The sequence below is a fragment of the Flavobacterium sp. UBA7682 genome, from assembly GCF_002482945.1.
In the GTDB taxonomy this organism is placed as follows: Bacteria; Bacteroidota; Bacteroidia; order Flavobacteriales; family Flavobacteriaceae; genus Flavobacterium.
Genome location: NZ_DLGY01000009.1, coordinates 174,035 through 195,586, shown reverse-complemented (window position 1 = coordinate 195,586; position 21,552 = coordinate 174,035). Strand labels below are relative to the sequence as shown.

The 21,552-nt window shown below is 35.7% G+C and carries 19 protein-coding genes; 8 read left to right on the top strand and 11 right to left on the bottom strand.

Annotated features, from left to right (window positions below):
• Window positions 1–856 (top strand): tyrosine--tRNA ligase (gene tyrS, locus B3C16_RS02535; RefSeq protein ID WP_291128455.1); only part of this gene is annotated, 856 nt, incomplete at its 5' end.
• 30 nt (window positions 857–886) lie between these two features.
• On the opposite strand, the gene B3C16_RS02530 is transcribed toward tyrS, so the two are convergent.
• From B3C16_RS02530 to B3C16_RS02500, 7 genes are all read right to left on the bottom strand, one after another.
• Window positions 887–1,555, bottom strand: coding sequence for a hypothetical protein (locus tag B3C16_RS02530; protein ID WP_291128453.1), 669 nt, complete (start codon window positions 1,553–1,555; stop codon window positions 887–889).
• Window positions 1,556–1,594: 39 nt separating this feature from the next.
• On the bottom strand, window positions 1,595–2,575 hold the full coding sequence (locus B3C16_RS02525) for an acyl transferase (RefSeq protein WP_291128452.1): 981 nt from the start codon (window positions 2,573–2,575) through the stop codon (window positions 1,595–1,597).
• A 114-nt stretch (window positions 2,576–2,689) separates the two neighbouring features.
• Window positions 2,690–4,417 carry a T9SS type A sorting domain-containing protein gene (locus tag B3C16_RS02520; protein ID WP_291128451.1) on the bottom strand — a complete coding sequence of 576 codons (1,728 nt, stop codon included), beginning with the start codon at window positions 4,415–4,417 and terminating at the stop codon, window positions 2,690–2,692.
• A gap of 168 nt (window positions 4,418–4,585) precedes the next feature.
• Window positions 4,586–6,313 carry a T9SS type A sorting domain-containing protein gene (locus B3C16_RS02515; RefSeq protein ID WP_291128450.1) on the bottom strand — a complete coding sequence of 576 codons (1,728 nt, stop codon included), beginning with the start codon at window positions 6,311–6,313 and terminating at the stop codon, window positions 4,586–4,588.
• Between the two features lie 103 nt (window positions 6,314–6,416).
• Complete coding sequence (locus tag B3C16_RS02510) at window positions 6,417–6,728, bottom strand: T9SS type A sorting domain-containing protein (RefSeq protein ID WP_121312519.1); 312 nt, start codon at window positions 6,726–6,728, stop codon at window positions 6,417–6,419.
• Between the two features lie 109 nt (window positions 6,729–6,837).
• A complete protein-coding gene (locus tag B3C16_RS02505) occupies window positions 6,838–7,998 on the bottom strand; it encodes a hypothetical protein (RefSeq protein ID WP_121314972.1) in 1,161 nt (386 codons plus the stop codon).
• Window positions 7,999–8,157: 159 nt separating this feature from the next.
• Window positions 8,158–10,926, bottom strand: a complete 2,769-nt coding sequence (locus B3C16_RS02500; RefSeq protein ID WP_291128449.1) for a TonB-dependent receptor — start codon at window positions 10,924–10,926, stop codon at window positions 8,158–8,160.
• 191 nt (window positions 10,927–11,117) lie between these two features.
• Between B3C16_RS02500 and B3C16_RS02495 the strand changes: the two genes are divergently transcribed.
• Together B3C16_RS02495 and B3C16_RS02490 are read left to right on the top strand one after the other, a co-directional pair.
• The gene (locus tag B3C16_RS02495) at window positions 11,118–11,801 is read left to right on the top strand and encodes a response regulator transcription factor (protein WP_121312521.1); all 684 of its coding nucleotides are present in this window, start codon (window positions 11,118–11,120) and stop codon (window positions 11,799–11,801) included.
• A complete protein-coding gene (locus tag B3C16_RS02490; protein ID WP_121312522.1) occupies window positions 11,802–12,848 on the top strand; it encodes a sensor histidine kinase in 1,047 nt (348 codons plus the stop codon).
• On the opposite strand, the gene B3C16_RS02485 is transcribed toward B3C16_RS02490, so the two are convergent.
• Both B3C16_RS02485 and B3C16_RS02480 read right to left on the bottom strand, forming a co-directional pair.
• The gene (locus tag B3C16_RS02485; protein ID WP_121312523.1) at window positions 12,822–13,877 is read right to left on the bottom strand and encodes a glycosyltransferase; all 1,056 of its coding nucleotides are present in this window, start codon (window positions 13,875–13,877) and stop codon (window positions 12,822–12,824) included. The two genes, B3C16_RS02490 and B3C16_RS02485, sit on opposite strands and share 27 nt — an antisense overlap.
• A gap of 9 nt (window positions 13,878–13,886) precedes the next feature.
• Window positions 13,887–14,708 carry a UDP-2,3-diacylglucosamine diphosphatase gene (locus B3C16_RS02480; protein WP_291128444.1) on the bottom strand — a complete coding sequence of 274 codons (822 nt, stop codon included), beginning with the start codon at window positions 14,706–14,708 and terminating at the stop codon, window positions 13,887–13,889.
• Between the two features lie 118 nt (window positions 14,709–14,826).
• Between B3C16_RS02480 and trmB the strand changes: the two genes are divergently transcribed.
• The 4 genes from trmB to B3C16_RS02460 all read left to right on the top strand — a co-directional run bounded on the left by trmB (window position 14,827) and on the right by B3C16_RS02460 (window position 17,404).
• Window positions 14,827–15,501: a tRNA (guanosine(46)-N7)-methyltransferase TrmB gene (gene trmB, locus B3C16_RS02475; protein WP_291128442.1), complete on the top strand. Its 675-nt coding sequence runs from the start codon at window positions 14,827–14,829 to the stop codon at window positions 15,499–15,501.
• Window positions 15,502–16,128: a lysine transporter LysE gene (locus B3C16_RS02470; RefSeq protein ID WP_121312524.1), complete on the top strand. Its 627-nt coding sequence runs from the start codon at window positions 15,502–15,504 to the stop codon at window positions 16,126–16,128. It begins immediately after the preceding gene.
• Window positions 16,128–16,457 (top strand): MGMT family protein, encoded by a 330-nt coding sequence (locus B3C16_RS02465; protein WP_199717194.1) that lies wholly within the window; start codon window positions 16,128–16,130, stop codon window positions 16,455–16,457. The genes B3C16_RS02470 and B3C16_RS02465 overlap by 1 nt, the downstream gene beginning before the upstream one ends.
• A 131-nt stretch (window positions 16,458–16,588) precedes the next feature.
• Window positions 16,589–17,404 (top strand): hypothetical protein, encoded by an 816-nt coding sequence (locus B3C16_RS02460; protein ID WP_291128440.1) that lies wholly within the window; start codon window positions 16,589–16,591, stop codon window positions 17,402–17,404.
• A gap of 3 nt (window positions 17,405–17,407) precedes the next feature.
• Here B3C16_RS02460 and B3C16_RS02455 read toward each other — a convergent pair whose 3' ends face one another.
• On the bottom strand, window positions 17,408–18,739 hold the full coding sequence (locus B3C16_RS02455) for a sensor histidine kinase (protein WP_291128438.1): 1,332 nt from the start codon (window positions 18,737–18,739) through the stop codon (window positions 17,408–17,410).
• Window positions 18,739–20,085 carry a sigma-54-dependent transcriptional regulator gene (locus B3C16_RS02450; protein ID WP_121312528.1) on the bottom strand — a complete coding sequence of 449 codons (1,347 nt, stop codon included), beginning with the start codon at window positions 20,083–20,085 and terminating at the stop codon, window positions 18,739–18,741. The genes B3C16_RS02455 and B3C16_RS02450 overlap by 1 nt, the downstream gene beginning before the upstream one ends.
• 226 nt (window positions 20,086–20,311) lie before the next feature.
• Here B3C16_RS02450 and B3C16_RS02445 point away from each other — a divergent pair, with 226 nt between their 5' ends.
• Complete coding sequence (locus tag B3C16_RS02445; protein ID WP_291128435.1) at window positions 20,312–21,550, top strand: efflux RND transporter periplasmic adaptor subunit; 1,239 nt, start codon at window positions 20,312–20,314, stop codon at window positions 21,548–21,550.
• Window positions 21,551–21,552 lie beyond the last annotated feature (2 nt).

Here is a 21,552-nt window from a genome sequence, read left to right as displayed (position 1 = left end):
CTACATGATGGCGAAAGATTCGGTAAAGAAACGTTTGAGCGCGGAAGGCGAAGGCATGAGTTTCACGGAGTTTACGTACCAATTGATTCAAGGGTACGATTTTCATCATTTGTATAAAACATATAATTGTTTGTTGCAAATGGGCGGAAGCGACCAATGGGGAAATATTACTACGGGAACGGAATTAGTGCGAAGAATGAATGGAGAAGGTGCAAAAGCTTATGCGATGACTTGTCCGTTAATTACGAAAGCCGACGGTTCTAAATTCGGGAAATCCGAAGGCGGCAATGTTTGGTTGACTGCGGATAAGACTTCGGTTTACAAGTTTTACCAGTTTTGGGTGAATACGACCGATGTTGATGCCGAGAAATACATTAAGATTTTTACGTTTTTAGATGCAGCGACTATTGATGCTTTGATTGTTGAACACCAAACGGCACCGCATTTGCGTGTGTTGCAGAAACGTTTGGCAGAAGAAGTGACGACTTTAGTTCACGGTGCAGTTGAGTTGGAGAAAGCGGTTTTTGCTTCGGGCGCATTTTTTAGTCCGACCATGGATGATTTGAAACAATTGGACACTAAGACTTTCTTAGAAGTTTTTGAAGGCGTTCCGCAAGCGGAAGTTGAAAAAGCAGCATTACAAAACGGATTAGATATGATTGCAGCGCTTTCGGCTAAGACCGGTTTCTTGGCTTCGAATAGTGATGCACGTCGAGAGTTGCAACAAAATTCGATTTCGTTGAACAAAGAAAAAGTAGCGGCCGATTATTTAGTAACTGAAAAGGATTTGATTAACAACCAGTTTTTGATGTTGCAGAAAGGGAAGAAGAATTACTATTTAATCAAAGTGATATAACATAAAAAGGAATCGAATAGGTTCCTTTTTTTATTCGCCTAAGTCGATTGCTATTTTATTGGAAGTAAACCAGCCTTTGGTTAGGGTTTTGTCATGTAGCACTTCTTTTTTTTCTTCTTCAGTGAAATTTTGTAGCAGTTCTTCAGCCATTAAGTTGATGTGGAGCTCGAGATAGTGCTTTTCTTTTTCTTCTATATAGTATTCGATAACATCATTTTTATGGTATCGGGTTTTGTCCCAAACCAGAATCGCTTTAAAATTTTTCGTTTCTTTTGGTTCCAATTTTTGAATGTTTTCTAAAAAGCTTTCTTTTCTTATTTGGGATAATTGTTCGGGTGTTCGGCTTTTTATATAATTCATCAAAGAATCTCTGTACGTATTGTAAGCTGCTTCGTCTTTGAAGTGGCGGGTTTTTCCTTTTCCGGTAAAGATTCCGTTGACTTCTATTGACGCTTCGTTTTCATAAACTTTATAATAGGGATTTGGGCGCAATGAGCCACCGCCAATTGAGATTGCATTAGTGGCGTCTAAAACAAAAGAAATGGGTTTGTCAGTAAGATTGGTGATGTGATATTGCAGAGTAAATTCTCTGCTGCCGTCATCAGTATTGTAAGTTTGAATCGAATCAATTTTTAACTCAATGGGTTTGGATTGAGAAAAACCAGTAATCGAAAAAAGGAGAAGGACTAAATATCTCAAGGTTGTATTTTTTATAGAAACGCAGAAAAACGAATTTTATTATAGCACCATCAAATTGCAACCGCGAATATCTGAATTGTCAAAGCGACCCAGTATTTCAAAAGAATTGTTGGTGTATTTTTTTCCTAAATCTTGCGTAGCGATAAAGGAACACGAATTGATATTCGCCAAGTCAATTACGTTTACACCGCCGGTTTTTCCGAAATCGACGTAAGTCAAAGCGTCTTCAGTGTCACGAACAAGGATTTGCGTCCAAGCCGGACACTCGAAAATACCATTGCCTAAAGAATACGCTTGCGATAACAATTCAGTCATGCCATATTCAGAATGGATACTCGAAACCCCAAAACCTAGGCACAAGATTTCATGCAATTCTTCGCGGATGATTTCTTTGCGTTTGCCTTTCATGCCACCGGTTTCCATGATGATGGTGTTTTTTAATTGAAAATTTTGTTTCTCAATCAAATCCAATAAAGCATAAGTGACACCAATCAAGATTACATTCTGACCTGAGTTATCCAATTCAATCAATTTCGAAATCAATTCGTCGTAATTGTTCAGGTAAAAACCGCTGTGCTCATTGTTAGACAATTCGATTAAATCTTTCACCATGTAAATCAAAGACGAACCACTGCGCTCCAAATAGGATGGAAGCAAGGCCAAAACGGCGTAGTCTTCGATGTTGCCATAAAATTCGGAGAAAGCCAAGCGGTAACTTTGTTCGTAAAGTGAAACATCAGTAACTAAGTGTTTGCTGGTAATCATTCCGGTGGTTCCGCTGCTAGTGAATGTTTCTTGAATGGCATCAGTATTAGAAACGACAGTATGACTTTTAAAAAACTGGATCGGGAGAAACGGAATTTGTTGTAATGATTTTACTTTTTTAACATCGGTATTTAAAAAATCACAGAATTCACGATAGACTTTGTTGTTCTCGTATTGGTAACGAAAAACTTTTAGCGCTATTTTTTCAAATTGCTTTTGAGAAGAAATGGTGAATAGGTCTTGTGAATCAATCAAGGGATGAATTTTTTACTTCGTACAGTTCGACCTAAAGGTCTCGAGTGGCAAAAGTAATAAAAATAAAAAAGCCCTCTTTTTAAGTAGAGGGCTTTTTGGTATAGAGTTTAGAAATTAGTTGATGACTAATTTTCTCGCAGTTGTTTTACCTTCTTCAGTAATTTTAACCACATAAACACCGTCTCTAAGGTTGCTTACGTTGATGGCATTGTCAGAAGTGGTTGTGTTTAAAACTTGTTTGCCTAAGATGTCGTAAACAATAACTGTTTTTTCTCCATTAACCGCAGTTTCGATAAACAAAGTTCCGTTAGAAACCGGGTTTGGATATACTTTTAAGCCAGTGATTTCGTTTTGTTGTGTTCCTAAAGTAAAGTTAGGTGTTACCTCAATTCTTAATTCGTCAGCAATGATGTTTGGGGTGTTGTTTGCATTTTCTTGTCTGAACATGAATCCACCTAAATTAGCGAATGCAGTTGCAGGCGTAACACTAATTGTTGGAGCCGCACTTCCGCCAACTGTAGGATTGATGAATAACGATAAAGTGTTTCCTGTGAAATTATAACTCAACACAACATATTGAATGTCGCCGGCATTATATAAAGTCGGATCCCAAGCAGTTGGACTTCCAGCAGTTCCTAAGCCATATTGGTATTTATTTGCATTTTTTCTTATCCAAAGTCTGGCATTAGTTGTAGCGCCAGCGTTATCTGTAAACAAAGCAAAATAAGTGTTGGCTAGATCGTTCGTAACATTGGTTAAATCACTTGCAGTCATTATAAATGAAGCATATACAAAACCGCTGTTTGTACTGGTAAATAATGTTCTTGATTCTCCACCGGTACCTACAAAAGTGATTGAATTTCCAGAAGCCGTAATTCCCGGATAAGCCAAACTTCCTGCTGCGATAGTAATATTATCACCAGTGTTTACCAATGTCCACTTTTGCTCAGCGTTTAACGAACCACCAACAGTGTATGGGAATGATTCAAGATAAGGTAAAGGATTAACCGGTTTGCATTCAGGAGAAGTAATAATTGATTGGTATGGACAAGTGCCATTTGTAATACTTAAAGTTAGGGCTGTGTTTTCTGCAACGCCTGAAACAATAATATCGCCTTCTGCGACACTACCGGGATTGTCACCGCTTACAGTACCAGAAGATGGAGTGATAGTATAACTTCCTGAACCGCCACCTGTATAATGAATAGTTGCTGTGTAAGTGTCTAAACCTAAAGTTGAAGCATCACACACAGTGGTTGGGATTCCCAATACTAAAGTACACGAAGGGTCAAAGCTTGATAGACTTATGTCGTCAATTCTGATTTGTGCACCTACTAAGTTGGGTTGCGTAAATCGTAAACTTAAAGTGCTTGAAGAAGGAATAACGCCACCGCCGATAGTGATTAAATTCCAGCTTGCATTGGCGTTAGGGGTATAAGTCAATGAAGTCCAAGTAGTTCCATTGGTGCTATATTCAACAATCAAGACTGCATTTGCAGGAGTTGTATTATAGTTGGCTTGATAAGCAAATTTCAATTGTAAGTTCGCAGCAATGTAAGTCGAAGTATCTAAACCGTCAATTTGAAAATACTCATTAGCATCTGTTGTATCTGATAAAAAAACATTTACACTTCCCGAAGCGCCAACATATCCGGTTGAAGGGGTAGACGTTCTCATGTCGCCTGTACCTGAATAGACAATTGGGGATGGGTTTTGAAATCCTGTATAGGCAGTAATAACAGGGTTTCCGCTTGCTGTTGTTCCCATGTTTTCAGAATAAAACGTCTGTCCAAAAGAAACAGAAGTCATTGCTAAAAGCAATAAAGAGTAGATTTTTCTCATTTTAAATTTATTTATCTTACAAAGATAATGACAATATTAAAAACAAGAACGATAAGTTTGGTTGTTATAACAAGGATTGAGGAATATTTTTAAAATATTTTGTTTAAGATTATTTAAAATCAAAAAGCCCTAACTTTCGTCAGGGCTTTTTTTATAGATATTACTAAATTAGTTTACCACTAATTTTCTTGTAGCCGTTTTACCTTCTTCAGTAATTTTAACCACATAAACACCACCTCTAAGGTTACTTACGTTAATAGCATTATCTGAAGTGGTAGTATTTAAAACTTGTTTTCCTAAGATGTCATAAACAGTAACTGTTTTTTCAGCATTAGCAGCAGTTTCGATAAACAAAGTTCCGTTAGAAACCGGGTTTGGATATACTTTTAAGTCGTTGATTTCGAAACCATTATTTGACAAAGTCAAGTCGGATAAACTTCTTGCAACAACTTGTACAGCAGTGTTAAATTCAGCCACTAAAACAGCCATGTTGTTTGGTCCTGAAGGAACCACTTGACCGATGTAATTGGCTTCTGCAAAAAGAGTTCTAAAAGCCACATCGCCACTACCATCGTTTAAGTTGAAATTTGCATTGCTTGTAAATGGTAAAGTTCCGTCTGCTGTCGTGAAAGAAGCATTGCTTAATTGAACTAATTCACTTTCGTAAGTTTCAACATTAGCAAGAAGATCAGCGATAGTTACTGTTTGTGGAGTAACAACATTACCTGAAGAAGCAAGCGTTGCATTAACCGTTGGCAATAATTGTAAAACACCACTAAATAAAGAAGTTTGTCCTTTTAAACCAGAGATTGCATCACCTGCTACCATTGGAGTAGCGATGATGGCTGTGTTATCATCAACTAAAACAGCGGCAGAAGAATCTTGAATGTATTTTTGATTTCTTGTCGTTCTGGCATAAGTAATAACAGGATTGCTGTTTACTTGGTAATATCTACCAGCACCGTTAGCAATAGCATCAGCTCTTAAAGCAGCTAAATCAGCAACAACGCTGTATGCAGCAACCGTAAAAGTTGTGGTAGCATTTACTGCAGGAACAATAGGATTGTGTGCATTGTCAACTAATTGCATATATACTACATATGTTCCGGGAGTAGTTGGTAAAACAATAGGAGTAGTGTCATATTTCATGATAACAGAACCACTATTAATAGTATAATGAATGTGTCCGTTACCGGTTCCATTTGCTACAGTGAAATTATTTACGGTAACATTAATATTAACGCTTGTAGTCTCAGGAGATAGAATAGTGTTATTTGCCGGAGAAGAAATGATCAAACTAGGGCTCGTTGAACAACCCACATGCGCTCCTAATTGACCTAGTTCAGCATCAATTCCATACACAGTCCATTCTGAAGTAGCGTCATCAGTTCCGAATGATGCTAAATTTGTTGCATTTGGTGAACAAACTGTCAATTTTCTTATTAAAGTATGATCAAGAGTTCCACTTGCTGTTGCACCAACAGCCCAAGCAGTACCCGGATCTACTCCAACCTGACCAATAACATCCAATATGCTTCCAAGTTTTTTAAGAACAATGGCATCATCACCATTAAAATTACAAGTAGAAGAAGTAATATCTGCAGCGGCAACAATAGCAGCATTAGCAGCAGAACCATTTCTTAAAACATAAACATCTCCAGCGGCAATGATAGTTCCGGCTGTAAATATTTGAGTATTAGTAGCGGCAACAGCGCCATTAGCATACAATTCAATAGAGTAGTCTGCCAAATCAACCGGAGCACCAGTTCCGTTATAAATTTCAAGAAATTTGTTATTGCTCGAACCTTCACCATATTTACTAAAATAAAGGTCAGTAGCTTGTCCAAAGGACACAGAAGTCATTACCAAAAGTAATAAAGAGTAGATTTTTTTCATTTTTTTAAATTTAATTAGCCTACAAATATAATGACAATATTTGTTAGCCGAAAAAAAGAATGTAAAAAAATGATTAAATAAAAGTTAAAACTACTAAGAATAACTATCTGACAATTAGTTTTCTAGTGGTAGTGGTTTCTCCTTCTGTAATTTTAATGATATAAACGCCGGGAGGAATAGAAGTAATGTTCAATTCTTTAGAAGAAATGGTAGTTTGGAGTACCTTTTTACCCAAAACATCAAAGATAAGAATCTCTTTATCCAAAGAAGTTTTTGAAGTGATGTAAATTTTTCCGTTACTAACAGGGTTAGGATAGAAACCAAGCGTTTCTCCTTGTTGCTTTCCGTCTTGTGCCATTGACACTAACGTAAACAATAAGAAAAAGCAAGTAGTTAAAAAGTAGTTTCTTTTCATGACACTAATTTGGTTATTACAAAGATATAAAATATATTTCAAATATTGTACCAAAAAAAATCCCTCAATCACAATTAATTGAGGGATTAAATTTATTTGTATGGTTTTTTTATGGCGCTAAGTTAGTTCCGTTTACAGTTGCCCATACTCCTGTTGAAATATTTGCTCCTGTTGCACTAGCACTTGTTGTGTATTGTCCGGTTGGGAAAGTAACACTCAAGGCTCCGGCTCCTAAGTACTGAGAAGTTCCATCATTGATTTTTACAGTAGTCAACTTTATTTTGTTTGCGTTAACTTGGTCTGTATTGGTTGCAGCATCTTGAATTCTAACAGCTGTCGAATTGGCAGTAGTATATCCTGAAATTACAACATTAGTAAAATCACCATTTCCTTGTTTTTTGAATTGGATAGCATCATATTCCGCTGCTGAAGAACCACCTTCTGTAACTGTTCCGGCTGCTCTTACTAATGTAATGTTTGAAATTACCGGCCAATAAGCGTTGTTGTTATTTGAAGCTTCGATTTCCATTCCGAAATTACCTGTTCCCACTTGGTATGCATACCAGTTAGAATTGTTTTGACCTTTCCATCCATCTTGCCAGTCAAATGAATCATCATAATTTCCATAAGAAATTATATTGGTAGCGCTCACAGTTCCACCGTAAAACTCATAACCGTCATCAGCTCCTTTGTATGAAACTAAATGGTCTAAAACTGTTCCTGATCCAACTGAATAGAATGAAAATCCGTTCATTTCACTTGTTCCGTCAGTAATTTTTTTACCAGCATATTCCACTCTTACATAACGCAAAGTTCCACCATTATGAGTAGCATTTGTTCCACCATAAGATAGATTTAATCCATCTTCAGAAGTTTTTGTAGTTACACCACCAGCACCATTAATTGGAGCATCACCATACATGATGATACCGCCCCAAGAGCCTGGTGTTGCAGAAGGCTCTGTCAATACAATCGGTTGAGCAGCCGTTCCGTTCATAATTAATTTTCCGCCATTTTTTACAACGATAGCATCAACACCATTAGCAGCATTAGCAGTGATTGTTGAACCTGCATCAAAAGTTACTGTAACACCATTTTCTATAGTTACAATTCCATTTAAAGTATAATTTCCAAAAGCATATGTTTTGTTTGTAGTGATTGATCCGGTTAATTCTCCTTCTACCGGTTGAATTGTTCCTTCATCATCATCAGATGAACAGCCAACAAATAATGTTGATAAAATTGTAAGACTTAAAAATAAATTTTTCATTTTAAATTGTGTTTTAAATTGTTTCGACAAAACTAACTCAGGTGTGTTTTTTAAATGTTTGGTTATCATTATTTAAAGGTTATCGCTAAATTATTTAATTGTAAAACCAATGTTTCCTTATCATAAACAAAAAAGAACTCCGAAGAGTTCTTTTACTTTTTAGAATGTATAAGATAAACTGGTTGAGAATCCTATACCTCTTTTGTAACTTTCTAACAGAAGTGAAGATTCGTCGATACTAATTTCGCTCTTGTCTCCCAATTCTCTTTTATAAGTAGGATTCAAAATATTGTCTATCGAAAATTTGATATCCCATTTTTTATTGATAGTACTTCCCCATACAAAATCCAGTTTGTGAAAAGGTTTTTCATAGATATGGTCATTACCGGCAACACCAACAGCATAGATTCTTTCGCCATAAACATTATATACCAATGAAGTCGTGTTTTTCCACTTTGGATTTAAAAGGAATTCATATTTTAAATCGGAATTGATTAACCAACTTGAAGCTCCTTGTAATTTTCTCTTTTCAAAAGTGTCAAAATAGCCATCACGGTTTTTGTCAACTGTCGCTTCCGTAATCATGAAAGAAGTGTTGGTTCCAAAGGAAAAACCTTCAAGATTTTTATTTAAACGACTCAATTGAACAAGGAATTCGAACTCGGCACCGAAAAGTGTGGCACTTTTATTATTGAAATAAGTTATGGTTTGTCCGCTTCCGGTAGCACTTGCTTGAACCGTTCTTTCTATTGGATTGTCAATGTATTTGGTAAATAAAGTGGCAGCAAATAATTCGTTTTTGGTTGGAAACAATTCAAATTTTACGTCAATATTGTAATTTTCACTGTTTTCAATATTTGAGTTACCTCTTTCAGTTGTTCCGTCAGCGTTGATTAAGTTGATATCTAAACTTTCAAAAAGTACCGGTTTTGTATACGTTTTGGAAGCTGCGAAACGAAGATTGCTATTGTCATTAACAGCATACTTAACATTGATAGAAGGTAAGATGTACAGATTTTCGTTGGTTTTCTTTCTGTAAGGATTACTAATTGGGTCCACAATCGATTTGAATTTGTACTCACGGATTGTATTCTCTGCCCGAAGTCCTATGTTAAATTCCAGTTTTTCAGAAAAATTATATAGAAATTTAGTGTACAAAGCATCGGCTCTTTGCATTACTTTAGTTTTCCATTCGGCAGAAGATTGTTCCGTAAACGAAAGAAAGTTGCTGGCAATATCATCTTGAATCGCTTGGTCAATATCATTCACTACTACGTTGTATGGTGTAGCACCTGAGTTTGGCACACCAAAAGTAAATCTGAATTTTGACACCATGTATTCCGCAAAACCATTATATCCGAAAGAGAATTTGTGTTTTTTGTCTTCGCTTTTGCCAAATTTATAGTTGTATTCTAAATTACCTGACATATGGTAATTGTTGTCAATATTGAAAAACTGACGCAATAAGTTGTTACTACCGTATTGAGTGTTGATTTCAGTTTCGCTGATTTTAGTTCCGGTGATGAATTTTCGGTCCGGTTGACTGTATTTGGTTCTGGTAAAAGACAAACCACCTCTTACCGAATGCTTATCATCACTTGTAATTTTGTAGTTTCCAAAAAATTGATTGGTAAAATAATCCGATTGCTCATATTGGTTTAATCGAATAAATTCGTTTGGATTGTCTACTGCTGTTCTGGTATAACCTACTTGGTCTTGTACAATATTTTCGGTTGATTTCAAATATAAGGTATTGTATAATAGCTTTATGCGGTCTGTTTTGTACTGTAAACCAACTAATACTGAAGATTGCGTTTGAAATTTATACTCTTCTTTCACCAAATTATTGTCGTAAATACCTTGACCTTGTGAAAAGGTTCTGTCAACTCCTTTTCGAACTTGATAGGTGTTGTCAAAATTAGTGGCGAATACATAGTTCAGTTTGTTCTTATTCTTCCCCAAATAAAATTTCCCTGAATGACTTACACCAAAACTAGTGTTTAAAGGTGATGTAGTTTTGTTAACATCCCAACTTGATTTATAGTCGTTGTCAATTCTTCCGTTAGGAATAGCGCCATATCCCGAAGGCAATTGACGTTCTTTTCCACCAAAACCAAAAAAACTTTTAGTATTGTCAGCATCCGTAGAAATTAAAAAATCACTTCCGTTGTTGTTAGTAGTATAACCAACACCGTAACTTATTTTGGTTTGACTTTCCTGAGTTTGACTCGTAATAACATCAATAGTTGCACCGGCGAAATCACCATAAATGTCAGGATTAAAAGTTTTATAAACATCCATATAACCCACAACATCTGTTGGAAATTGGTCTAGAGGAATTATTTTTTTAAATGGACTATTTGAAGGAACAGCCAATCCATTAAGTAATAAATTATTGTAACGGTCTTCCAATCCTCGGATAAACAAACCTTTCGATTCTACTTTTGTAATTCCGGAGATTTTAGTTAATCCTTCTTCTACTGTTGAAACTCCTTTTCTAGACATTTCCTGTGCGCCGATACTTTGTTTGATCTCCACCGCTTTTTTCTGTTCCAATAATAAGGCAGTTTCTTTTTCACGGCTAACTGTATTTTGAATTACCACATCTTGTAACTGATAACTTCCAGAGCCTAATGCTTTATTGATGGTAAGCGTTTCGCCAGCTTTAACTACAATTTGCTCTTCTATAGTTTCATATCCTACAAAGGTAAATTGAATGGTATAGGTTCCCGCTTCAATGGCGATTGTGTATTTTCCGGTTTCATCCGTAGTCACTCCAATTGCTGTACCTTTAATCATAACGTTAGCAAAAGGTAAAGGTTCGTTGTTTAAATCTTTATCTGTTAATGTACCGGTGATAGTTCCTTTGTTTTGGGCAAATCCGATAACATTGATAAGTAAAAAAGTAACAATAAATTTAAGTCTCATTTTGTCTTGTTTAATTTTGGTGCAAAGAAACCACCGCATTGTAAAGGTCATGTTACTTCATTATTACCATTTTGTTGGCTAGACATTACCAAATTGTTAACAGATTAAATTACGGTTAACTCAAGTTTCATTGTATGTAATCATTTTGTATTATCTTTACATTTACATCGACAAAAAACAATCGTGTCCGTATGAAAAAAAAAGACATCAAGATTTTATTAGTAGATGATGAGCAGGATATCCTAGAAATTGTGGGCTACAACCTTTCCCAAGAAGGATATCAAATTGTAACCGCTACCAATGGAAAAGAAGCCATTACAAAAGCTAAAAAAGAGTTACCACAGCTGATCATTATGGATGTAATGATGCCCGAAATGGATGGTATGGAAGCTTGTGAAAACATTCGCAAACTACCGGAATTAAGCAATGTAATTATCACTTTCTTAACCGCTCGAAGCGAAGATTATTCTCAAGTAGCGGGTTTTGATGCCGGTGCCGATGATTACATCACCAAACCGATCAAACCAAAATTATTGGTGAGTAAAGTAAAGGCTTTATTACGCCGATTGAAAAATGAGGAACAAAATTCAGAAACACTCAACGTTGGCGGCATTGAAATCAATCGCGAAGAATATAAAATAATCAAAGAAGGAAAAGAAATTGTACTTCCAAGAAAAGAGTTTGAATTGTTTTATCTTTTAGCTTCCAAACCCGGAAAAGTATTCAAACGCGAAGAAATTCTCGATAAAGTTTGGGGCAATGAAGTCATCGTTGGCGGAAGAACTATCGATGTTCACATCAGAAAGCTTCGCGAAAAAATTGGCGAAGAATTATTCAAAACCATCAAAGGTGTTGGCTATAAATTAGAAGTGTAAATGAAAGTAAATTTCAAGAAAACTTATCGTTTTGCTGTAGTTTCATCCTCTTATATTACAGTTTTTGCTACTGGTTTTCTTGGATTATTATTGTGGTTTTTTTTCCATAAATTTGATTGGCAAATCAGTTTAGTTTTTGCCTTTTGTATTTTTATTTTTTCATTCTTCGTAATCCAATACCGAGTTGAGCATTTTATCTATCGCAGAGTAAAAAAAATCTACGACGATGTTTCCCTTTTAGAATCCACTTCTTTTCGAAACCAACCTATTACGACCGACATGGCCACTTTAACCAAACAGGTAAAAAAGTTTGCCACCGATAAGAAAATGGAAATCGAAACCCTCAAAGTGCGTGAAGAATACCGTCGCGAGTTCTTAGGCAATGTTTCCCATGAATTAAAAACACCTTTGTTTACGGTTCAAGGATATCTTTCTACTTTGTTGGATGGCGCCATAAATGATAAAAACGTTCGCAAAAAATATCTGGAACGTGCAGAAAAAGGCGTAGAGAGACTAATTTATATCGTCGAAGATTTAGACATGATTTCCAAACTGGAAACCGGTGATTTGAATCTCGAATTGTCTAAGTTTAACATTGTCGAATTGATTCAAAGTGTTTTCGATTTATTGGAAATGAAAGCCGATAAAAAGAATATTATCTTGATGTTCGACCGAAAGTACAGTAAACCGATTAAAGTTTTTGCTGATCAGGAAAAAATCCAACAAGTATTGACCAATTTGGTGATGAATTCCATCAAATACGGTAAAGAAAACGGCACAACCGAAGTGACGATTGAAGATTTAGTCAACGATAAAATCATAGTGCGTTTTAGAGACAACGGCGAAGGCATCGAAAAACAATACATTCCGCGTTTGTTTGAACGCTTTTTTAGAGTGGATAAAAGCGGCGCGCGTAGCGAAGGCGGTTCCGGACTCGGATTGTCAATTGTCAAACATATAATTGAAGCGCACGGCGAAAAAATTTATGTGGAAAGCGAATTCGGGAAAGGTTCTGAATTTTCATTCACTCTTGAAAAGTATAAATAATTGCTTCCAATTTACGGCTTCATTCAGTTGAGGCAATCCTTTGTACAACCCTAGTTCCAGTAAATTTTCTATTCTGAAATCTTCTTGTTTGGCATACGGAGCAATACCGTTTCTTTTGAATCTTTTGGCTAAATATTCCTGCTCAAATTGTCCCGGTGTCGGAATAAAAAACGCTTTCTTTTCTAATTTCGCCAAATCCATTACAGTCGTATAGCCCGAACGACAAAGTACCATATCACTTTCATTAAAAGCAGTTTCAATTTCGGAGGAAGTCATGAAATTATAATAGGTGATATTTTTAATGACATCAACTTTCTGTTCGTTTTCGACTTTTCCTTTGATAAAAATAATCTTGCCGTAATAGTTTTGAAGTTCGAAAGTTAATTTGTCTTCCAACATTGTACGCTGAGGTTCCGGACCGGAAAGAATGACCATTAACTCGTATTTGGATTCCATTTCTTTTTTCTCCAAACGACTCAACGGGCCAAGATATTTTAATGATAAGTCACTGTTTTTCAAATGTCCTAATTTCCCGGTGAGATTAGGTTGCTCTTTCATATCCGGAATCCAACATTCAGTAAATTTACCAATGAAATATTGATGCAGTTTACTAGAAATCCAAGTGGTTTTTCCGGATAAAACATTGAGTTGGTGTGTTATGAAAATACTAGGCACTTTTTTACTGTAAACACCCAAACGATTGTCGGAAATAATCCCTTTTAAATCGTATTGCTTGACTAATGCTTTGACTAATTTCTTTTCTTCAAAAATAGCCTGAATCATTTTCGGACTGTTTTTAATCAGTTTCCATTTAAAATCTGCACCGTCTTTAGCATATTCAATTTCGTAGGAAGGCAGTTCCAATGATTCTAAATGAGGAAATTCTTTTTGTAAAATTTTCAAAGCAATACCATCCGAAGCAATAATAGGCGTAAAGCCATATTGTTCTAATGCACGAATAATCGGAATGCAACGAGTGGCGTGACCTAAACCCCAATTTAATGGCGCAACGAGTATATTTTTTGACATTATTTTTAATTATTTATTCAAAATGCTGATAAATTGTTCAGCCAATTTGTCTTCGTATTCAAAATGAGGTTCGTCTTCTAAAAACGAATCATTTGGGTTGTGTTTATACAATTTCCATTTTTTATTATTGTATTCCAAAGCGGTCAAATTTTCAATCCAATCGCCCGAATTCAGATAGGTTGTTTTTCCTTTTTCGTTTTCCACCGATGAAATCTTAGGTTCATGTATGTGTCCGCAAATTACATAATCATAATGATTTTCTATCGCCAATTCGGTACAAACATTTTCAAAATTTGTGATAAACTTCACTGCCGATTTAACGTTGTCCTTTATTTTTTTGGATAACGAATAAGGTTCTTTATTGAATTTAGCCAAAATCCAATTTAAAAAACGATTGATTAAAATCAGCATGTCATAACCCCAACCGCCAAGTTTTGCCAACCATTTAGCATGATTGATTGACGCATCAAAGACATCTCCATGGAAAAACCAAGCTTTTTTGCCATCTAAATCTAAAACCAATTTGTTGAGTAAACTCATGTTACCAAGATGCAAATCGGTAAATTTTCTCAAGAATTCATCATGGTTTCCGGTTAAATAATAGATTTTGGTGCCTTTGGAACTCAACGAAATAATTTTCTTAATCACCTTTAAATGTGAAGCCGGAAAGTAAGATTTTCTAAATTGCCAAATGTCAATAATGTCTCCGTTTAGAATCAATATTTTAGGTTTGACAGAAGATAAATAGGCCAATAATTCCTTGGCATGGCAGCCATAAGTTCCTAAGTGAACATCCGAAATAACAACAACTTCTACTTTTCTTTTTTTCAAAATAAATAAGTTTTTCAAAGAAAGGATTTTGCTGAAACAATTAGGTTACTTAAACATTATCAAAACTTTATTTGTACTGATTTTTATTTCCTTAATTTTACCAAAAAATTTAAAGTTTGTGGGCAGTAAGAATAAATTAAAACGATTTAAGGAAAACGAAACTTTTCAAAATGTTTTCCAACCAACGAGAGAAGAAGTAGTAGGCGGAGAATTTCCGTTAAAAGGGAAATGGAATAGTGATTTCTTCAAAAACGACAATCCTATCATCATCGAATTAGGTTGTGGCAAAGGCGAATATTCCGTTGGCTTAGCCGAAAAATATCCGAATAAAAACTTTGTCGGCATTGATATCAAAGGCGCGAGATTTTGGCGTGGCGCAAAAACAGCAGTGGATGAAGGAATGCACAATGTGGCTTTTGTTCGTACGCAAATCGAATTAATCGAAGATATTTTTGCCACGCATGAAGTGTCCGAAATTTGGATTACTTTCCCCGATCCGCAAATCAAATACAAACGCACCAAGCACCGAATGACCAACAGTGAGTTCTTGAAATTGTACCAAAGAATTTTAAAACCGGATGGCGTTGTAAATCTTAAAACCGACAGCGAATTTATGCACGGTTATACTCTTGGATTACTACACGGCGAAGGACATGAAGTTTTGTATGCCAACCATAATGTCTACAAAAACGAAGGCGCACCGGAAGAAGTTATCGGTATCCAAACGTTTTACGAAAAACAATATTTGGAAATCAACAAAGCAATTACGTATATTCGTTTCAAAATCAAATAGATGACCTTTATTTTGCCTCTTGTGTTGGGTTTTTGCATTTCGTTTTTAGCGGTTATACTTCCGGGTTTAATCAATATGACGGCGGCGAAAATCAGTTTGCAAGAGAGTAAAATAGAAGCCATTAGCTTTGCTGCCGGTGCTGGTACTGTAGTTTTTTTCCAAACTTTTATCGCTGTGATGTTTGCCCGATTCATCAGCAATCATGATGAAATTGTCGCTACTTTACAAGAAATCGGCATCTTCATTTTCTCCGGTTTGAGTATTTATTTTTTTTGGATAGCCAAAAAGCCTAAAAAGATAAAAGCCCATAAAACGGTCAAAGGAAAATCCAATCGTTTCTTTTTTGGGATGTTGTTGTCCATGTTAAACTTGCTTCCCATTCCGTTCTACGTTTTTGCCAGTATGGGTTTGGCCGCAGCAGGTTATTTTAGTTTTGATAAAATTCCGGTTTCTTCTTTTGTGATTGGAGTAGTTTTGGGCTCGTTTAGTGTTTTTTACCTCTATATCGTTGCCTTCAAAAAGATTGAAAAAAAGACCGAATTCTTGATGCAAAACATTAACATCGTCATTGGTTCTGTCACAACTTTTATGGCTGTAGTTACGTTGATCAAATTGCTGTATCATTAATCATGGAAGATAATTTTTTCGAAAGAGTCTACGCGATTGCACGCCAAATTCCGGAAGGGAAAGTCACTTCTTATGGCGCGATTGCCAGAGCATTAGGCACAGCACGTTCCGCTCGAATGGTTGGTTGGGCAATGAATGCTTGTCACGGTAGAGATGATGTTCCGGCACATAGGGTGGTGAATAGAATCGGAGTGCTTTCCGGAAAACACCATTTTGAAGGAACCAATTTAATGCAACAACTACTCGAAAACGAAGGGATTATAGTTGTTGATAATCAAATTGTAGATTTTGAGAAGCATTTTTGGCAACCTGAAATTAGTCAGCAGTAATCAGTAGCAGTAGGCAGTTTATGAAAAAACTTTTGTGCATATTCTTTGTTCTATTGTTTTCTTTTTGTTCAAAAAAGGAGCAAAGCCCATATCCGCAATTTTTAGTTTCTGAGCAAGACGATGTTATCCAAGTGAATACCAAAGAAATGTTAGGCGTTCGACCTAATATGTTTGGTTGGAATTTTACAAATGGCACAGATGATACAACCCACATTTATCAACCTTATGAAAAGGTAATCGATATAAAAAAAGAAAAAAGACCCATTTATGGTGGTTGGGCGTTGAATGAAAATTATATAAAGCTTCCATTTGCAAAAGATACAGTCATTCCGCGGATGGATTTAAAAGTTATAGTAGATACAACTTACACTATAAGTAGGAAAAGCATTCACTACAAAAACTATTATTATCCAAAATGGAATAAGTCTACTCTTTATTCTGAAGAATCAGAAGAAAAGCTTATGGCTTCCTATCGTACCAATATTAAAAAGTTGGAAGATAATTTTGTTGAATGTTACCCTGTGTTGATTTACAATAATTCAAGAAACAATGCGGTGACAGGGACATTCATGATTCAGGAAGCGAAAGACAGTGACGGAAAATGGAAACCTATTGAATTTATAAAAAGATTAGGTATTGCTAGTTGTATTCCAAGCCCAAGTCCGTTATTGTTTTCCAAAAAATATATGGGAAGTTCAATCATAAAATATCACGGGGATTTTAAAACCAAATTGAGAGTCAAATTCGCGAACAAAAAGAACATCTATTATTCTAACGAATTTACAGGTTATATTCATAAATCTCAATTTGATAATAAGCCTTATGTAATATATTATAATAGAAATTTATCAAATTCCCTTATACCGGTGCCTTTTGAAATTTCCAAAAATTTGGATTTTTTAGATTATGATTCTAACCAAATGATAAACTGGCATGTTGATCCTTAATTATTACTCCAACAAACAAACCGTAAACTTCGTCCCGTTTTCTCCATTTTCAAACGCCAAATAACCGCCATGCGCTTCAATAATATTTTTGGATAAAGTCAAGCCAATTCCCGCGCCGTCTTTTCTGGTAGTGAAGAACGGAAGAAAAACTTTATCTTCAATTTCGGCATCAATTCCGGTTCCGGTGTCATTGATGATGAGGTAAATACGTTTTTCCTTGACTTCGGCACTGATGGTAATTTCTTTGATTGCTTTCTCTTCCAAAGCATACATACTGTTGGTCAGTAAATTGATAAAAACTTGCTCCATTTGGTTACTGTCAACCATTATCCATCGTTTAAAATTAATCGCATTGGTCATTGTAATGTTTTCTTTTTTAAACAATGGCTGCATGATTTTTATACAGTTTTCAACCAATTCCGATAATTCTGTTTTTTCTTTTTTAGGCGAAGGCAACATGGCCAGTTTTCGATAACTTTCTACAAATTCCTGCAAGTGATTGCTGCGGTTGTGCATCGTCGCAACACTTTGTTTGATGTCTTCCAAATCTTCTGCCGAAAGGTTTTCCTGTTGGACCAATTCATTCAGATTTTGAGAAAGCGAACGAATAGGCGTCAACGAATTTAATAACTCATGCGAAATGACTTTCATCAAATTGATCCAAGCTTCTTTTTCTTTTTTCTCCACGACTTTTTGAATACTGTCAAGCAAAATAATATAGTATTCTTGATCAAAGGTTTTCGTTGCGGAAGTCTGAATGATGAAGGTTTGCGTGTCTTGTTTGTTGACTCTGATTTGCAATGAATGCTTCATTTCCTGAAAGCCTTGTGCTTCAATTATTTCGCAAAGCGATGGCAATTGGTTTTTCAAATAATGCCATTTAGAAACTTTCGGAACGGCAAAATGTTTCGAAAAATAATCGTTCATTAAAAAGATGTTCCAATCGCTATTTTCCTTTTGCAGAATGATAATTCCTGTTTCGATATTGTTTAAAATGGAACGATATATAATGTCTCTCGAAAGCTGCTCGTGCTGTTTTTCTTTGAGTTTTCCATACAACTGAAAAAGACTGGAATAATTATGATACGATTTGTGTTTGGAAAAATCTGAAGAGAAATCATTTTGCAAAATCGAAGCAATCGTTCGGTCGTAAAGCAAAAATGCATTGCGTAAAAAAAGAAACATTTCCACCAAGAATAAAAACGAAATAAAAGCAGAAAATAAACCGGTATAAACCAACGCACGAGAAAAAAGAAAAACACTCAAACCAACACTGCTTAAAATCAGTATCAGCCTAAAAAACAGCAAATGATATATCTTTTGGTTTTTGAACATTAGGAATTGCTGATGTTGTATTTTTCCATTCGACGGTACAAAGCAGCACGCGACAAACCGAGTTCGTCCGCCGATTTGCTGATGTTGTATTGGTGTTTCGCTAACACTTTTTCAATCGTATTTTTCTCCACACCCGAAAGCGGAATGTCCTCGCGATTTTCGTAAAAAGTAACCTGTTCCAAATCCAAATCGGAAGCCGAAATCGTATTGTTTTCACATAGAATTACGGCTCGCTCAATTCGGTTTTCCATTTCGCGAATGTTGCCGTTCCAAGCGTGTTTTTCAATTTGTTCCAATGCTTTTTCGCTGAAAATAATTTCGTTTCGGTCATATTTTGCAATGATTTTTCCCAAAAGAAATTGGGCCAATGCGACTTTGTCTTCCTTTCGATCTCTAAGCGAAGGTAACGTGATTTCCATAGTGTTGATGCGATAATACAAATCTTCACGAAAATTCTTCTGAGTTACTTCATCCTTCAAATTTAGATTCGTAGCCGTGATAATTCTAACATTTAACGGACGAGGTTTTGATTCGCCCAAACGCGTGACGGTTTTGGTTTGAATGACTTGCAATAATTTCGATTGCAAATGCAAAGGAACATTCCCGATTTCGTCTAAGAAAATAGTGCCGTTTTGTGCATTTTCGAATCTTCCGGCAGTGTCGTTTTTAGCATCGGTAAAAGCGCCTTTGGCATAACCAAAAAGCTCGCTTTCAAAAATATTATCGTTTAATGAACCCAAATCTACATGAACAAAAGCATTGTTTTTTCGTTCAGATTGTTGGTGAATGTATTGCGCCATCACAAATTTTCCGGTGCCGTTTTCGCCTAAAACCAAGACATTCGCATCGGTTTTGGCTACTTTTTCACCCAAAGCATAGGCTTTTTTTATACTCATAGAATCGCCAATAAAAAACGAATCCATAATTGGTTCTTTGTCGGTTTTCTTTTTGGTTTTCCTCGATTCTTCAACGGCTTGTTTTACGGTTTCAACTAACTTTTCGTTTTCCCAAGGTTTCAAAACATAGTCGAAAGCACCATTTTTCAAACCTTCGACAGCAGTTTCTACTTTCCCGAAAGCCGTCATTAGAATGACAATGGTTTTAGGTGAAAGCGTTTTAATCTCTTTTAAAAAATACAAACCTTCGCGACCATCTTCAAATCCAATGCGGTAATTCATGTCTAAAAGCACAACGTCAATTTCGTTTTCTGCTAACAATCGAAGTACATTTTTAGGGTTGTTGAGTGTAAAAATGGTTTCGAAATGTTTTTTCAAAAGCATTTTTGCCGCAAAAAGAATGTCTTCCTGATCGTCGATAACTAATATGTTGGCGTTCGTTTTTTTCATGTGGAGCTAATATTTGCTTTTTTATTGGAACATGTAATCGCTTTTCCGTATTTTTTATTTCTAGTTTACTTTCGAGGCGATTTCATCACTGTTCGGTTTCGCACAAATGGTGTTCGATAGTGAACACTTGAAATTTAGATTGGTTTGTAATATTCATAAAATCAGAAAGTTATAGTTTTTAAAACTTTGGCACAAAATTGCTGTTACACCTGTCAAAGTAATTAAAATGGACACTGTCATCAATCGTAAAAATAACAAAAAAAAGTATCTGACCATCGCAGTTTTGGCAATTGTGATTTTGGGTTACGGTGCTTTTTCTATGATTACCAAAAAAAGAAGTTTTAACGTAAAGAAAAGCGAGATAAGCATCAAAACCGTGGAAGAGGATTTCTTTGAGGATTTTATGGTGTTTCAAGCGCGAGTAGAACCAATGAATTCGATGTTGGTGAATATAGTCGAAGGTGGTTCGGTTCAGGAAATTTTTGTCAGCAATGGCGATAGGGTTATCAAAGGCCAACCCTTGGCAAGATTATACAATCCGAATACGGAACTGAATTACATGCAACAGGAAACGGCCATCATCGAACAAATCAATAATTTGAACAAAGCCAAACTGGATTTACGCAATCAAGAACTGAATTTGGCCAAAGATTTAATCGCTATTGAACACGATTATCAGGATGCGAAAAACTTATATGATTTGAACAAGAAGTTATTCGACCAAGAAATTTTAGCCAAAAACGAATGGGAGAAAACACAAGAAAATTTTCGCTTTCAAAAAGAACGCATGAACATTATCAAACAAAGTGTCACCAAAGAAAAGCAAGCCAATCAAATTCAAATTGGGCAACTTAATCAGTCGATTGGTATTATGGAAAAAAGCTTGGGTGTTTTGAGAACCAACAAAAAAAATTTCTTAGTGATTGCGCCACTTTCGGGAAGATTGTCATCGTTTGAACCTGTTTTGGGACAAACCTACCAACAAGGACAAACGTTGGGAAAAATCGATGTGATGAAAGGCTATAAATTATTGGCTGACGTAGATGAATTTTATTTGCCAAAAGTAACCCAAGGTCAAAAAGGAACTGTCGATTTTAACGGAAAAGCAGTAGAAGTTTTAATTGCTAAAGTCATTCCGGAAATCAAAGGCGGAAAATTTCAAGTGGAGCTGAATTTTACAAGCACGGAAAATTTAGATTTACAGCAAGGATTGAGTTTTGCCGTGCGATTGATTTTATCCGAAAAAGCAAAATCAATAGTGCTTTCCAAAGGCAGTTTTTATCAGGAAACCTCAGGGAAATGGATATTTGTAGTCAATGGAAATAAAGCAGAAAGAAGAAATATAGAAATTGACGGAGAAAATCCATTGTATTACAAAATCGGCAAAGGGTTGAAACCCGGGGAAAAAGTCATCACTTCCTCTTATAAAGATTATTTGGAAGCGGAAATATTAAATATTGAATAAAA